At 72.6% G+C, this 14,184-nt stretch carries 11 protein-coding genes and 1 tRNA gene; 4 read left to right on the top strand and 8 right to left on the bottom strand.

Annotation, left to right across the window (positions count from 1 at the left end):
• Positions 1-55: 55 nt before the first annotated feature.
• Positions 56-1,531: a catalase gene (locus ACFVX9_RS31280; protein ID WP_063347891.1), complete on the bottom strand. Its 1,476-nt coding sequence runs from the start codon at positions 1,529-1,531 to the stop codon at positions 56-58.
• 103 nt (positions 1,532-1,634) lie between these two features.
• Between ACFVX9_RS31280 and ACFVX9_RS31275 the strand changes: the two genes are divergently transcribed.
• Complete coding sequence (locus tag ACFVX9_RS31275) at positions 1,635-2,054, top strand: Fur family transcriptional regulator (protein WP_063347892.1); 420 nt, start codon at positions 1,635-1,637, stop codon at positions 2,052-2,054.
• A 39-nt stretch (positions 2,055-2,093) separates the two neighbouring features.
• Here ACFVX9_RS31275 and ACFVX9_RS31270 read toward each other — a convergent pair whose 3' ends face one another.
• The 3 genes from ACFVX9_RS31270 to ACFVX9_RS31260 form a co-directional block, all read right to left on the bottom strand.
• Positions 2,094-4,070, bottom strand: coding sequence for a tetratricopeptide repeat protein (locus ACFVX9_RS31270; RefSeq protein ID WP_380380228.1), 1,977 nt, complete (start codon positions 4,068-4,070; stop codon positions 2,094-2,096).
• Between the two features lie 356 nt (positions 4,071-4,426).
• Positions 4,427-4,500: transfer RNA gene (locus ACFVX9_RS31265), tRNA-Met, on the bottom strand.
• Between the two features lie 76 nt (positions 4,501-4,576).
• A complete protein-coding gene (locus ACFVX9_RS31260) occupies positions 4,577-7,528 on the bottom strand; it encodes a UPF0182 family protein (protein ID WP_387984733.1) in 2,952 nt (983 codons plus the stop codon).
• Positions 7,529-7,727: 199 nt separating this feature from the next.
• Here ACFVX9_RS31260 and ACFVX9_RS31255 point away from each other — a divergent pair, with 199 nt between their 5' ends.
• A complete protein-coding gene (locus tag ACFVX9_RS31255) occupies positions 7,728-8,309 on the top strand; it encodes a PPA1309 family protein (RefSeq protein WP_063347893.1) in 582 nt (193 codons plus the stop codon).
• 80 nt (positions 8,310-8,389) lie between these two features.
• Here ACFVX9_RS31255 and ACFVX9_RS31250 read toward each other — a convergent pair whose 3' ends face one another.
• From ACFVX9_RS31250 to ACFVX9_RS31235, 4 genes are all read right to left on the bottom strand, one after another.
• Entirely contained in the window at positions 8,390-9,505 is a 1,116-nt protein-coding gene (locus ACFVX9_RS31250; RefSeq protein WP_387984730.1) for a PDZ domain-containing protein, read from the bottom strand.
• Positions 9,506-9,547: 42 nt separating this feature from the next.
• A complete protein-coding gene (locus ACFVX9_RS31245) occupies positions 9,548-9,739 on the bottom strand; it encodes a hypothetical protein (RefSeq protein ID WP_063347895.1) in 192 nt (63 codons plus the stop codon).
• Between the two features lie 284 nt (positions 9,740-10,023).
• The gene (locus ACFVX9_RS31240; RefSeq protein WP_363377185.1) at positions 10,024-10,464 is read right to left on the bottom strand and encodes a molybdenum cofactor biosynthesis protein MoaE; all 441 of its coding nucleotides are present in this window, start codon (positions 10,462-10,464) and stop codon (positions 10,024-10,026) included.
• Between the two features lie 108 nt (positions 10,465-10,572).
• Complete coding sequence (locus ACFVX9_RS31235) at positions 10,573-11,721, bottom strand: NAD-dependent epimerase/dehydratase family protein (RefSeq protein WP_107452871.1); 1,149 nt, start codon at positions 11,719-11,721, stop codon at positions 10,573-10,575.
• A 200-nt stretch (positions 11,722-11,921) separates the two neighbouring features.
• On the opposite strand from ACFVX9_RS31235, the gene ACFVX9_RS31230 reads away from it, so the two are divergent.
• A complete protein-coding gene (locus ACFVX9_RS31230; protein ID WP_063351153.1) occupies positions 11,922-13,487 on the top strand; it encodes a zinc-dependent metalloprotease in 1,566 nt (521 codons plus the stop codon).
• On the top strand, positions 13,484-14,071 hold the full coding sequence (locus ACFVX9_RS31225) for an NUDIX hydrolase (RefSeq protein WP_380486045.1): 588 nt from the start codon (positions 13,484-13,486) through the stop codon (positions 14,069-14,071). Before ACFVX9_RS31230 ends, ACFVX9_RS31225 begins: the two co-directional genes overlap by 4 nt.
• The last annotated feature ends 113 nt before the right edge of the window (positions 14,072-14,184 follow it).

Genomic DNA, 14,184 nt, shown 5'->3' with positions numbered 1-14,184 from the left:
CGGTCGACCAGTCCTCTGGTCGACCGGGCCCGCCGCTCATCGGGGCGCGTCCCGGCTACTGCTTGCGCAGCTCCCGGACGGCCGCCTCCAGCCGCTGCCCGTAGTCGGCGTCGGCCTTGCGGAAGTTGTCGACCGCCCGCTCGACGATGTCCTCGCGGTCGGCGGAGACCTTGGCGATGAAGCCGGCCAGGTTGGCGATCAGCCGCTGCTTCTCGTCCTCCGAGAACAGCCGGTACAGGTTGCCGGCCTGCACGAAGTCGTCGTCCTCGGCGTGCGAGGGCGCCTCGTGGTTGCCGGTGGCGCCGGTGACCGCGGTGGCGGCCCACAGCGGGCGGCCGGTCTGCACCGGGCCGCCGAAGCTGTTCGGCTCGTAGTTCTTCTGGCGGCCGTGGCGGCCGTCGTACAGGTGGCCGTCGCGGCTGTTGGTGCGCGCCTCGGTGGCGTGCGGGCGGTTCACCGGCAGGTGGTCGGCGTTGATGCCGACGCGGTAGCGGTGGGCGTCCGCGTACGCGAACAGGCGGCCCTGCAGCATCTTGTCGGGGGACGGGCCGATGCCGGGCACGAAGTGCGACGGGGAGAAGATCGACTGCTCGACCTCGGCGAAGACGTTGTCGGGGTTGCGGTTGAGCTCCAGCCGCCCGATCTCGACCGGCGGGTAGTCGGCGTGCGGCCAGACCTTGGTGAGGTCGAAGGGGTTGAAGCGGTACTGCGCCGCGTCGGCCGCCGGCATGATCTGGACCTGCACGGTCCAGCTGGGGAACTCACCGCGCTCGATCGACTCGCGCAGGTCGCGCTGGTGGCTGTCCGGGTCCTCGCCGGCCAGCCGGTTGGCCTCGTCCTGGGTGAGGTTCCTGATGCCCTGGTCGGTCTTGAAGTGGTACTTGACCCAGAAGTGCTCGCCGGCCTCGTTCTGCCACTGGAAGGTGTGCGAGCCGTAGCCGTTGAGGTGGCGGTAGCTGGCCGGGATGCCGCGGTCGCCGAACAGCCAGGTCACCTGGTGGGTGGCCTCGGGCGACAGGCCCCAGAAGTCCCAGACGTTGTCCGCCTCCTGGGAGCCGGTGTACGGGTCGCGCTTCTGGGTGTGGATGAAGTCGGGGAACTTCACGGCGTCCTTGATGAAGAACACCGGGGTGTTGTTGCCGACGAGGTCGTAGTTGCCCTCCTCGGTGTAGAACTTCAGCGCGAAGCCGCGCGGGTCGCGCACCGCGTCGGCCGAGCCGAGGTTGCCGGCCACGGTGGAGAACCGCAGGAAGACCTCGGTCTGCTTGCCGACCTCGGACAGGAACGAGGCCCGGGTGTAGGGCGCCAGGTCGGCGGTCACCGTGAAGGTGCCGTAGGCCGCCGCGCCGCGGGCGTGCACCACGCGCTCCGGGATCCGCTCGCGGTTGAAGTGCGCGAGCTTCTCGAAGAGCTGCTGGTCCTGGATGAGCGCCGGGCCGCCGGGGCCCGCGGTCTCGGTGTTCTGGTTGTCGGCGACGGGGGCACCCGCCTCCGTGGTGAGGGTGGGGCGCAGCTCGTCCTGGGTCGTCATAAGAGGGCCTCCGCGTTATCCGGTCGTGACGACTCGATCCTAACTTGGACTTTGTCCAAGTCAACACTGGAACCAATCTGAGAGCGTGACTTACCCTGTTCCCATGAGCGACCTGCTGGAACGACTTCGCGGACGCGGCTGGCGGCTGACCTCACAGCGCCGGGTCGTGGCCGAGGTCCTCGACGGCGACCACGTCCACCTCACCGCGGACGAGGTGCACGCCCGCGCCGTCGCCCGCCTGCCCGAGATCAGCCGCGCGACCGTCTACAACACCCTCGGCGAACTGGTCGGCCTCGGCGAGGTCCTGGAGGTCGCCACCAACGGGCGCGCCAAGCGCTACGACCCCAACGCCCACCGCGCCCACCAGCACCTGGTCTGCTCCGGCTGCGGCGCCATCCGCGACGTCCACCCGCACGGCGACCCGCTCGCCGCCCTCCCGGCCGGCGAACGCTTCGGTTTCACCGTCACCACCGCCGAGGTCACCTACCGCGGCCTGTGCCCGGACTGCACGGGCACGCCGTAACGCGGCCCCGCCCGCCCGGCGGGAACCGCCGGACCCGCCCTACGCGCTCAGCTCCGCGTGCAGCGCGCCCAGCAGGCGCCCGGCCCGCTCCGCCACCTCGGCCGGCCCGTAGTCGGCCGCCCGGCGGCACCAGTTCTCGGCCTGCACCGGCTCCCCCCGGCGCAGCGCCAGCAGCGCCAGGCGCAGCGCCGCCCGCCCGTGCCCGGCGTCGGCCGCCCTGGTGTACCAGAGCATCGCCTGCGCCTCGCGGTCCTGCCGGGCCAGCAGCAGCCCCAGGTTGAAGGCGGCGCTGCGGCTGCCGGCCTCGGCCGCCCGCCGGTACCAGCTCTCGGCGATCTCCAGCGCGCCGCGCTCGGCCGCCCGCACCCCCATCCGCACCTGCGCCCGCCGGTGCCCGGCATCGGCCGCCAGCGCGTACCAGTGCTCGGCCTCGGTGTCCGCGTCACCGCGCCGGTCCAGCACCGAGGCCAGCCGGAACGCGCCCTCCGCCGACCCGCCGGACGCCGCCTGCCGGTAGCGCTCCAGCGCGCCGGCCAGGTTGCCCCGCTGCTCCTGGGCGACGGCCAGTTGCAGCGCGGCCTCGCCGTGGCCCTCGGCGGCGGCCCGCGCGTACCACTCCTGGGCCTGCCGCTGCTCGCCGCGCCCGGCGTGCAGCACGCCCAGGTTGAACGCGCCGTCCACGCTGCCGGCCTCGGCCGCCTTGGAGAACCACGGCTCGGCGCCGGTCTCCTCGCCGCGCTGCAACAGCACCACGGCCAGCGCGTTGCAGGCCTCCCGGTGCCCGGCGTACGCGGCCCGGCGGTACCACTGCTCGGCCTGCTGGTCGCGGCCGGTGGCGACGCAGAGCAGGCCGAGGTTGAAGGCGCCGTTCTGGTCGCCCGCGTCCAGGGCGGTGCGGTACCAGCGCTCGGCCTCCTTGGCCTCGCCGCGGCCGGCGTGCAGGGCGCCCAGCGCGTTGGCGGCGTTGCCGTCGCCGGCCTCGGCGGCCTCCCGCCACCACTCGGCGGCGGCGGCCAGGTCCCCGGAGTCGCGCAGCAGGAAGCCCAGCGCGCAGGCGGCGCGCGGCTCGCCGTTCTGCGCGGACTGCCGGTACCAGCGGGCGGCCTCCTCCAGCAGCGACTGGTCGGTGGCGGCGCGCTCCTCCAGCAGCACGCCCAGGCGCAGCGCGGCGCGGGCGTGGCCGCGGGCGGCGGCGGTGCGGTACCAGGCCTCGGCGGTCTCCTTGTCCCCGGCGGCCTCGCGCATCCGGGCCAGCCGGTAGGCGGCCTCCCGGTGCCCGGCGTCGGCGGAGACCTTGAACCAGCGCTCGGCGCGCACGTCGCGCCGGTGCTCCATCAGGTCGCCCAGCGCGTAGGCGCCGAGCGGGTGGCCGTGGTCCGCGGCGAAGTGCAGCCAGTACTCGGCGGCCTCCTCCTCGCCCTGGTCGCGCAGTTGGAGTCCGAGCGCGTGCGCGGCGGGGGCGCTGCCGGCCACCGCGGCATGGCGCCACCACTGGGCGGCCTCGGCCCGGTGGCCCTGCTGGTGCAGCAGCACGCCGAGGTTGTTGGCGGCGGCGCGCGTCCCGGCGGCCGCGGCGGCGCGCAGGTAGGGCTCGGCGTCCTCCAGGTCGCCGCGGCGCAGCAGCAGGGTGCCGAGCCGGCTGGCGGCGTCCGGGTCGCCGTCGTCGGCGGCCTGCCGGTGGCGGGCCTCCAGCGCGGCGCTCTCGCGGGCGGCCAGCGCGGTCTCGAAGCTGGTGGTGTCCAGGCCGGCCGGGTCGAGCGCGGCGGCGTTCGGGCCGTCGGCGGCGGCGCCGTCGGGCCCGTACGGGCGGACGGCGTCGGCGAACTGACGGGTGGACACGTGGACCAGGCTGTCGGGGCCGTAGCCGGCGACCGGGGGGCGCTCGGACAGGCCGCTGGTGCGCTGGGCGGGCAGGGCTCCGGGGCGGCTCTCGGGGCTCTCCGCCCAGGCGTCGGTGTCCGCCTCGGTGGCCGCCGCGGACTTGGTGCCTGACCCGTTCTTGCCGATCAGCCTCATGCCGACTCCCGCTCCCCCAGAGTGTCGCGGCATCGTGCCCCGGCCCGCGGCCGGGGGGACCCCCAGGGGAGGCGCCGGAACCGACGGCCGGTCAGCAGCCGCGCACCGTCCCCCATGTGTCCCATCGTCGCACCACCCGCAACCCGCGTACACCTGCCCCGGCCGAATTCGGGCGGGGCCGACCCGAAGCCGACGAAATTGCTTCGGCGCTTTGTCGATTTCCCGACACTCGGACCCCACAAACCCCTTGCCGTCGTCGTTGGCGACGGTTGATGGTACCGGAGCGGTTCCCGCCGCTTCGGGGGGAAAACGCCAGAGGCCCGGAGGAAGAATCCTCCGGGCCTCTGTCCACTGAGTAGCGGGGACAGGATTTGAACCTGCGACCTCTGGGTTATGAGCCCAGCGAGCTACCGAGCTGCTCCACCCCGCGTCGGTAGTTGAACCATAGCACGGGTGCGGGGTGGAACAGGAATCGGTTGCCGCAGCTCAGCGGGCCACGACTACGGCTACGGCTGTCCGGACGGCGATCCGGACGGCGTCGCGCCCGGGGTCGCGCCCGGCGTCGGGGCCTGCACCGGGCTCCCGCCGCGGGCCGCCTCGGCCGCCTTCAGCGCGTCGCCCAGCGCCTTCTGGGCGTTGCCGTAGGCCACCCAGTCGCCGTTCTTGAACGCGGTCTGGCTGTCGTTGTACGCCTTCTCCGCGTCCCCGAGCGCCTTCTGCAGCTCCGGCGAGATCGTCCCGCCCGGCGCCGCCGTCCCCGGGTTGGTGGGCGTCCCCGGGTTGTTCGGCGTGGACGGCGCGGTCGGCGTGGTCCCCGGGGCCGCCCCGGCGAACACCTTCTTCAGCGCGTCCTCCAGGGTGTTCTCGAACGCCACGTTGTCGTTCCCGTACACCGCCAGCACCTTCTGCAGCGTCGGGTACTTGGCGCCGCGTCCGCGCACGTACACCGGCTCGACGTTGAGCAGCCCGCCGCCGACCGGCAGGGTCAGCAGGTTGCCGTACTCCAGCTCGGTGTCACCGCCGCTCTTCAGCGCGAAGATCTGCGAGGCCACCTCCTGCCGGGAGTTGAACGTCGACTGCACCAGACCCGGGCCGGGGGCGCTGTTGTCCCCCGAGATCTTCAGGATGCGGATCTTCCCGTAGTCCGGCCCCGGATCGGCGTTGACGGCCATGAACGCGGCCAGGTTCGGGCGGCCGTTGGGCACGAAGGTCGTGGTCAGCGAGAAGCTCGCCGAGGTGACCTGCGGGTCCGGCATCCGCACCGTCACGTAGTACGGCGGCTGGACCTGCTTGGTGTCGCTGGTCGGGTCGACCGGGATCTGCCAGATGTCGCTGCCGTTGAAGAAGGAGTTGGCGTCGGTCACGTGGTACTGGCCGAGCAGGTCGCGCTGCACCTTGAACATGTCCTGCGGGTAGCGCAGGTGCGGCAGCAGCGTGCCCGGGATGTCCGCCTTCGGCTCGACGGTGCCGGGGAACGCCTTCATCCAGGTCTTCAGCACCGGGTCCTGCTCGTCCCACTGGTAGAGCTTCACCTCGCCGGTGTAGGCGTCCACCGTGGCCTTGACCGAGTTGCGGATGTAGTTGACCTGGTTGGCGACGGTCAGCAGCTCACCGCGCTGGTTGGTCAGCGAGTCCTTGGTCGCGGTGCCCAGCGTCGTCTTCGACGAGAACGGGTAGCCGTCCGAGGTGGTGTAGCCGTCCAGCACCCAGACCACCCGGCCGTCCTGCACCACCGGGTACGCGTCGGCGTCGATGGACAGCCACGGGGCGACCTTCTCCACCCGCTCCTTCGGCGTCCGGTTGTAGATCACCTTCGCGCCGTCGGTGATCGCCCCCGCGTACAGGATCTGCGGCTCGGCGAAGCGCACCGCGTACGCGGCCCGGGTGATCGGGTTGTCCAGCGAGACACCGCTGTTGCCGGTGTAGGTGTACTCCTTGTTCTCGCCGGTCTTGGTGGTGTAGTCGATCTCCTTGTTCGAGCCGCCGACGATCGAGTACGACGTCGTCTTCTCGCCGTAGTAGATCCGCTGCTGGTAGTCGCCCAGCGCACCGGTGGCCGGCAGGCCGGACTCGGTGAACACCGGCTCGCCCTTGTCGCTGACCTGGTTGCCCTTGGCGACGACCGCGCCGTAGCCGTGGGTGTACTTGAAGTGGTCGTTGATCCAGTTGCGCTGCACGCCGTTGAGGTCCAGCTCGCGCAGGCCGATCACGGTGTCCTGCTTGTCCGTGCCGGAGCCGTAGCGGTCCACGTCCAGGGTGTTCGGGAAGGCGTAGTAGTTGCGCTGCTGCTCGATCGACTGGAAGGTCGGCGAGACGACGTTCGGGTCCAGCAGCCGGATGTCGGAGATCGTCTGCGCGTCCGGCTTGAGCGCCTCGGCCGTCGTCGACCCCTGCGGGCTGTACTGGGTCGTCTGCGCGTCCGCGATCCCGTACGCCTGCCGCGTCGCGTCGATGTTCTTCTGGATGTACGGCGTTTCCTTGGCCTGCTCGTTCGGCTTGACCTGGAACTGCTGCACGATCGCCGGGTACAGCCCGCCGATCAGCACCGCCGACAGCACCATCAGCCCCAGCCCGATCAGGGCCGGCGCCCAGGTGCGGCGCACCGGCGTCAGGAAGAACAGCAGCGCGCAGATGATCGCCACGAAGAACAGGATCGTCTTGGCCGGCAGGAACGCGTTGGCGTCCACGTAGCGCAGGCCCGTCCAGCCGGAGACCCCCTTGTAGGAGCCGGTCTTCACCGCCAGCGCGTACCGGTCCAGCCAGTACGCCACCGCCTTCAGCAGCACGAACACGCCCAGCAGCACCGCCAGGTGCCCCTGCGCGCCCGCGCTCGCCCGACGGCCCGGGCCCTGCAGCCGCAGCCCCCCGTACAGGTAGTGCACCAGCGCCGAGGTCAGCAGCGAGACGATCACCGCGCTGAACGCGAAGCCCAGCACGAACTCGTAGAACGGCAGGTCGAAGGCGTAGAACGAGACGTCCATGCCGAACTGGGCGTCCTTCTCGCCGAAGGGCGTCGCGTTCGTCCACATCAGCCAGGTCCGCCACTGGCCGGACGCCGCGGCGCCCGCCACCAGGCCGATCACCAGCGAGACGCCGATCAGCGCCCAGCGCTTGAACGGCGCCAGGCCCGAGCGGTAGCGGTCCAGGCTCTGCTGCTCGACCGACATCGCCGACAGCGGCGGCCGCAGCCGGTGCGCCAGCCAGACGTTGAAGCCGACGATCACCGCCATCAGCAGGCCGAACACCGCGAACAAGCCGATCTTCGTCCACAGCTGCGTGGTGAACACCGAGGAGTAACGGACGGACCTGAACCACAGCCAGTCCGTCCAGAACCCGGCGAACATGACGAACAGCAGGAACAGCACCGCGAGTACGCCCAGGGTCAGCAGGGCCACCCGCGCCCGCCGGGAGGGCGGCCCTACCCTGCGCCGGAAACCCGGCCCTGAGCGTTCCGGCATCTGGAATACCACGGTGGCACCTCAGCTGTGTCGTCTGGAGTCACTGGAGTCAGTCGGTCTTCAGGGAAACTTAACCAGGCTTTGGCCGAGTTCCCACCGTTAGCAGACGGTTACGACGACGTTCCCCGTCCCGGCCGTTCCCCGGCCCACTCGCGGCGCCCGGCGCCCGGGCCCCCGCCCGGCGTGTGAGGATTGAGGCATGTCCGACGCGTCCAATGCACTCAACTCCCCCGGCTCCCCCGACGACGTCTCCAAGCTCCCCGCCGCCACCCCGCTCACCCGGGCCGCGCTGGAGATCGACGAGTACGCCGCCACGCTCGGCTGGGACCTCCCGGCCCGGCTGTTCGCCCTGGTGGACAGCACCGCCCTGCGCAAGGCCGACCCGAAGATCGCCGCCCAGCTCGGCCTCGGCGACGACGACACGGCCGGCCTCACCCCGGTCGAGCAGGACGAGCTGCCGGCCGGCATGGAGCTGGACAAGTTCCTCGGCACCATCGCCTGGCCCGACGCGGTGGTCGGCTGCGCCCTGGTCGTCGAGCGCCTGATGCTGCCGCCGGGCTCCGAGCAGACCCGCCCGCGCAACGCCAGCGACGCCCAGCTCGCCGAGTGGGTGGCCAACCACCCCAAGCGCGAGGAGGTGCGGATCACCGCCGCCGTGCTGCGCAACGGCAAGAAGGAGATCGCGCTGCGGCTGCGCTCCAAGGACGTCGCCCGCGAGGTGCTGACCGGCCCGGACCTGGTGCCCGGCCTGACCGCGGCGCTGCTGGCGACCTTCTCGTAGCCCCCCGGCCGCCCCGGCCGCACCACTCCACGTTCACGGCACTACACCACGGCACTACGCCGCGGCATTAGTTCACGGCACTACTTCACGGCGCAGGACGGCAGCGCGGAGGTCTGCCCGGAGCGGACCTGCTCCAGCGACTTCAGCGCGCCGTCCAGCGTGTCCGTCTTGATCAGGTTCAGTCCGGACGGGACGTTCTTGGTCGCCTCGGCGCAGTTCGAGGACGGGGTGAAGAAGTACTCGGCGCCGGCGTCCCTGGCGGCGATCAGCTTCATCGATATCCCGCCGATCGGGCCGACCTTGCCGTCGTCGTCGATGGTGCCGGTGCCCGCCACGAACCGGCCGCCGGTGAGGTCGCCGCCGGGGGTGAGCTTGTCGATGATGCCGAGCGAGAACATCAGCCCGGCGCTCGGCCCGCCGACGTCCTGGAGGCCGATGTCGATCTGGAACGGGTAGGTGTGCCGGATCGTGGTGCCGATGCCGACCACCGCGAGTTCCGCCCGCTCGGCCGGGGCCTTCGGGTCGAGGTCCTTGGCCCGCACGGTGGGGACGGTGACGTCGGTCCGGTCCCCCGGGTTGGCGCCGCCGTTGCCGGTCGCGTCCTTGACCCGCGGGACGACGGTGAAGACCGCCGACTCGCCCGGCTTGTGCTTGGTGACCGCGGCCACCACCTGCTCGACCGTGCCGACCGGCGTGCCGTCGACGGCCACGATCTGGTCGCCCGCGTGCAGCCGGCCCTCCGCCGGGGCCCCCGCCGTGACCGATTTGATGATCAGCTCGGTGCCGACCGGGATGCCCAGCTGGTTGAGCGCGGCGGTGCGGGCGCTGTCCTCGGAGGAGGCGAACTCCTCGGCGTTCTGCTTCTTGGCGTCGGCGTCCGTCTGCCCCTTCGGGTAGACGTTGTCGTGCGGCACGACCATCACGTCGTCGCGCAGCCACCCGACCACCGCGTTGACCAGGCTGGGCTCGTACTTGGCCCCGGTGACCTGGACGGTGGTCATGTTGAGGTGCCCGGTGGTCGGGTACGAGTCGCGCCCGGTGATGGTGATCACCGACTTGCCCCCCTGGTTGCCGAGCGTGTTGTACGTCGGCCCCGGGCTCATCTCCGTGTACGGCACCTTCATCAGCACCGAGACGCAGAGCAGCGCTATGAGCAGCAGGGTGGCAGCGAGCATCGTCGCGGAGCGGCGTGGCATGCCTCGACAGTACGGGACGCGGATGAGCGGACGCCCCCCGGGCTACCGGCCGGAACCGTCCTCGGAGGCGGTGCTCCCGGCGGTGGTGCGTTCCATCGCGGCCATGAAGCGCCGGTGCTCGGCGAGCGAGGCCGGGTCCCCCGTGGCCCTCGGGGCGCGTTGGGCCCAGCCCGCCCACAAGGCGGCGAGCAGGACGGCGATGACCGGAATGATCAACCAGGCGAGCGCACCCATATCAGTACTCCCAGCTCGTCGTGTCTATGAGCAGATTAACCACTCCGGCGGACAACGCGGGCGGCGCCGTCCGGGTTACGGGACGGCCGATCGGCTCACTGCCAGGGAGTATTCGGCCCACTGACCCGGACCCGTTCGAGTGAGAGCCCGGCCCGTCCGGCATGTTCGTCACATTCCGTGCACCGATGGCGACTCTCCGCGGCCGATCGACCTCTTCGGACCCCTTCAGGCCCCGCCCGGTCGCGGCCGGTCCGATCCGGTCCGGCCCACAGGGGGCGCCCGGGTCAGCAGCTGCCGGCGCCGACCCACTCCTCCTCGCCGTCGGCGAAGACCTGGTGCTTCCAGATCGGCACCTCGTGCTTGAGGTCGTCGATCAGCCGCCGGGCGGCCGCGAAGGCCTCGCCCCGGTGGGCGCAGGACACGGCGACGATCACCGCCTTGTCGGTGATCTCCAGCCGGCCGACCCGGTGCACCGCGGCCAGCGCCCGCACCGGGAAGTCAGCGACGACCTTCTCCGCGATCCGGCGCATCTCCTGCTCGGCGGTGGGGTGGCAGCTGTATTCCAGCGCGGTGACCGACTTGCCGCCGTCGTGGTCGCGGACCGTCCCGACGAAGACGGTCGTCCCGCCGGCCGCGTCGTCGCCGACCGCCTCGTACACCTCGTCCAGCGAGAGCGGGGTGTCGCGGACGGCGAGCAGGCGAATGGGGTCCTGGTTCTCGGGCATGCCCCCATGATTCCCCATCCCGGGTGGTTTGAGGCAAGCGGGTTCCGCATCACGATGGCGGGATTCCGCATCGTGAGAAAATCTGCTCCCCCCTCGGGGCCACCGGCCTCAGAAGCGGCGCCGCTTGCGGGCCCGGCGCACCAGCGCGGCCGTACCGACCAGCGCCACCGTCGCCCCGGCCGCCCCCAGGCTGGTCGCGGCCTCCTTGCCGCCCAGCCGGCGCCCGGCCACCGCATGCTTCCCGGCGACCTGGCCCAGCAGCTCGGCCAGCACCTGCTCGTTGCTGTGCTCCGGACGCCAGCCCGCCTCGTGCAGCCGGCTGCCGGACACCACCCACGGGTACATCGTGTAGGCCAGGTCCCCCGCCGGGGCCGGGGTCAGGCCCAGCCGGTGCAGCCGGGCCGCGGTGCCCAGCGCCAGCGAGGCCGGCAGCTCCATCCGCCGGATCCCCGACAGCCGCTCCACGTCCTCCTGCTCCAGCCAGCCGTCGCAGCCGACCGTCACCTCGCCCTCCACCAGGCCCAGCGCCGCGTACTCCAGCGCCGCCGCCAGGTCGTCCACGTGGCAGAACTGCCAGCACGGGCGGGAACCGGCCACCACCAGCAGCCGCGGCGCCTCGAAGTGCCGGGTCAGCACGGTGTCCACGCCGGGGCCGACCACCACCGCCGGACGCAGCACCGTCACCTGCAGCCCCGGGTGGGCGCGCGGCGCCCGGCGGGCCAGGCGCTCGATCTCCAGCAGGTCCCCGACCAGCGAGGCCTCCTCGGTCGCCCGCAGCTCGGAGTCCTCGGCCAGCGGCACCTCGTTGTCGGCCAGCGCGCCGTAGACCATCGCGGAGGTGCAGAGCACCACCCGGTGCACCCCGGCGGCCGCGGCCGCCGTCAGCACGGTCTGCGCGCCGCGCACGTTGTAGGCGCTGCGGGCGCGCGGATCCGACTCCATGCCGAAGTCCATCGCCAGGTGCACCACCACGTCCACCCCGGACAACCGCTCGGCCACCGCGGGGTCCCGCACGTCCAGCACCCGCCACTGCACACCCGGCACCTCACCGCGCCGGTCGTCCACCGCCAGCACCCTGCGCACGTGCGGCGAGGCGACCAGACGGGCCGCGACCCGCTCGCCGATCACGCCGGCGGCACCGGTGACGGCCACGGTCAGCGGCCGTCCGCCGTAGGCTGGAGGCGGCGACGCCGTGATGTCCGGGGCGTCCTCGTCTCCGGTCAGCCCAGAGCGAACGTCCGAAGGCGGGGAACTCACCGACCATCCTCCACGGTTAGCTTATGTGCGTACGGACGTGTGTCACGTACGTCCATCCTGCCCGAGGCGAAGGCCCGGCGGTGCACCCGGCGCGGGCCTGCCGCACTGGAGCCGCCCACGAGTCCCCCACTCCGCCGGTGCCCCGGGCGGGCAGCACTTCCCGCCACACCCGTATGACGGCCGACCGGATCGAGGACCCCGTGAGCGACCTTCCCTTCGGATTCGGCGTTCCGCCCGAGGAGCCCGAGGACGGCAAGGCCAAGCCCGACAACGAGCAGCAGAAGAAGGACCAGGGCCCCGCAGGCTCCGACCAGAGCGGCGCGCAGCCGTTCGGCTTCGGCGCCGGCAACCCGTTCGGCGCCCTGTTCGGCATGCCCGGCATGCCCGGCGGCGGAGCCCCGGGCGGCCCCGGCGGGGCCGAAAACCCGTTCGCCGCGATGTTCGGCGGCCTCAACCCCAACGACCTCGGCAGCGCGTTCCAGCAGCTCGGGCAGATGCTCTCGTTCGAGGGCGGCCCGGTGAACTGGGACCTCGCCAAGAACATCGCCCGCCAGAGCGTCGTCGCCGAACCCGCCGAGGGCAAGAGCAAGGACCGCTCGGTCAGCGCCGCCGAGCACTCCGCCGTCGCCGAGGCCGTCCGGCTCGCCGACCTGTGGCTCGACGGCGTCACCGAGTTCCCCTCCGGCGCCGCCTCCGCCGTCGCCTGGAGCCGCGCCGAGTGGATCGAGGCCACCCTCCCGGTCTGGAAGGACCTCGTCGACCCGGTCGCCGAGCGGGTCGGCAACGCCATGGGCGGCGTCCTGCCCGAGGAGATGCAGGCCATGGCCGGCCCGCTGATGGGCATGATGCGCTCCATGGGCGGCGCCATGTTCGGCACCCAGATCGGCCAGGCACTCGGCGCCCTCGCCGGCGAGGTGGTCGGCTCCGCCGACGTCGGCCTGCCGCTCGCCCCGGCCGGCAAGGCCGCACTGCTGCCGCAGAACGTCGCCGAGTTCGGCGAGGGCCTGAACGTGCCCGCCGACGAAGTCCGGCTCTACCTCGCCCTGCGCGAGGCCGCCCACCAGCGGCTCTTCGCCCACGTGCCGTGGCTGCGGGCCCACCTGCTCGGCGCCGTCGAGGCCTACGCCCGCGGCATCAAGGTCGACACCTCCCGGATGGAGGAGCTCGTCGGCCAGCTCGACCCGAACAACCCGGAGGCGCTCCAGGAGGCGCTGGCCGGCGGGCTGCTCCAGCCCGAGGACACCCCCGAGCAGAAGGCCGCGCTCGCCCGCCTGGAGACCGCGCTCGCGCTGCTCGAAGGCTGGGTCGACGCGGTCGTGCACGCCGCCGCCGAACCGCACCTGCCGCAGGCCGGCGCGCTGCGCGAGACCGTCCGCCGCCGCCGCGCCGCCGGCGGGCCCGCCGAACAGACCTTCGCCACCCTGGTCGGCCTGGAGCTGCGCCCGCGCCGGCTGCGCGACGCCGCCCGGCTGTGGGCGCTGCTCGCCGACGCGCGCGGCATCGAGGGCCGCGACGCGCTCTGGCAGCACCCGGACATGCTGCCCACCGCCGCCGACCTGGACGACCCGGACGCCTTCGTGCACCGGGGCACCGGCGACCTGGAGGGCGGCCTCGACTTCGACGCGATCGACAAGCTGCTCGGCGAGGCCGCCGCGGGCGGCACCGCCGCCAAGCCGGACCTCACCAAGAACGACGGGCCGGCGAAGAGCGACGAGCCGAAGCAGGACGGCGACGGCACCGACGGAAAGGGCGAGCCCACCGCATGACGGCCACCGACACCGGGGCGACGTCCCTGCACGCGGACGCCGTGCGCACCCTGACCGGGTGGCGCCCCGCCGACGAGGAGCAGGACCGGCTGCGGCTCGACTACCTGGCACACCTGGCCGAGCAGCCCGAGGGCCTGTACCGGTCCTGCCTGCCCGCGCACATCACCGCGAGCGCGGCGGTCGTCGACCCGGCGGCCGGGCGGGTGCTGCTCACCCTGCACCCCAAGGTCGGCATCTGGCTGCAGATGGGCGGGCACTGCGAGCCCGACGACCGGGACCTCGCGTCGGCGGCGCTGCGGGAGGCCGTCGAGGAGTCCGGCATCCCCGACCTGGCCCTGCTGGAGGTGGACGGCGTCCCGGTGCCGGCCAAGCTGGACCGGCACCTGGTCCGCTGCACCGGCAAGGACCGGCCGGAGAACACCCACCTGGACGTCCAGTACATCGCGGTGGCCCCGGCCGGTGCGCAGGCGCTGATCAGCGAGGAGTCGCTGGACCTGCGCTGGTTCGACTACGACCGGCTGCCGGAGCTGACCGACCACTCGGTGCGGGACCTGGTGGCACGGGCCCGCCGGCTGACCAGCTGAGGTGAAACCCGAAGAGGGGGGGGGGGGGGAGAAGGGACGAACGACCCCTCTTCTTTTTTTTTCTTTTTTTCTTCTCTCCCCCCCTCCCCCCCCCACCCCCCCCCAAGGCGCCA

This window comes from Kitasatospora sp. NPDC058243 (assembly GCF_042882025.1).
Lineage (GTDB): Bacteria > Actinomycetota > Actinomycetes > Streptomycetales > Streptomycetaceae > Kitasatospora.
The sequence above is the reverse complement of the archived record's forward strand: the minus strand, read 5'-3'. Positions and strand labels throughout refer to the sequence as shown.

What these genes read in the sequence shown, in the direction of transcription:
- ACFVX9_RS31280 (WP_063347891.1), bottom strand. Translation starts at nt 1,531, where the DNA reads ATGACGACCCAGGACGAGCTGCGCCCCACCCTCACCACGGAGGCGGGT.
- ACFVX9_RS31275 (WP_063347892.1), top strand. Translation starts at nt 1,635, where the DNA reads ATGAGCGACCTGCTGGAACGACTTCGCGGACGCGGCTGGCGGCTGACC.
- ACFVX9_RS31270 (WP_380380228.1), bottom strand. Translation starts at nt 4,070, where the DNA reads ATGAGGCTGATCGGCAAGAACGGGTCAGGCACCAAGTCCGCGGCGGCC.
- ACFVX9_RS31260 (WP_387984733.1), bottom strand. Translation starts at nt 7,528, where the DNA reads ATGCCGGAACGCTCAGGGCCGGGTTTCCGGCGCAGGGTAGGGCCGCCC.
- ACFVX9_RS31255 (WP_063347893.1), top strand. Translation starts at nt 7,728, where the DNA reads ATGTCCGACGCGTCCAATGCACTCAACTCCCCCGGCTCCCCCGACGAC.
- ACFVX9_RS31250 (WP_387984730.1), bottom strand. Translation starts at nt 9,505, where the DNA reads ATGCCACGCCGCTCCGCGACGATGCTCGCTGCCACCCTGCTGCTCATA.
- ACFVX9_RS31245 (WP_063347895.1), bottom strand. Translation starts at nt 9,739, where the DNA reads ATGGGTGCGCTCGCCTGGTTGATCATTCCGGTCATCGCCGTCCTGCTC.
- ACFVX9_RS31240 (WP_363377185.1), bottom strand. Translation starts at nt 10,464, where the DNA reads ATGCCCGAGAACCAGGACCCCATTCGCCTGCTCGCCGTCCGCGACACC.
- ACFVX9_RS31225 (WP_380486045.1), top strand. Translation starts at nt 13,484, where the DNA reads ATGACGGCCACCGACACCGGGGCGACGTCCCTGCACGCGGACGCCGTG.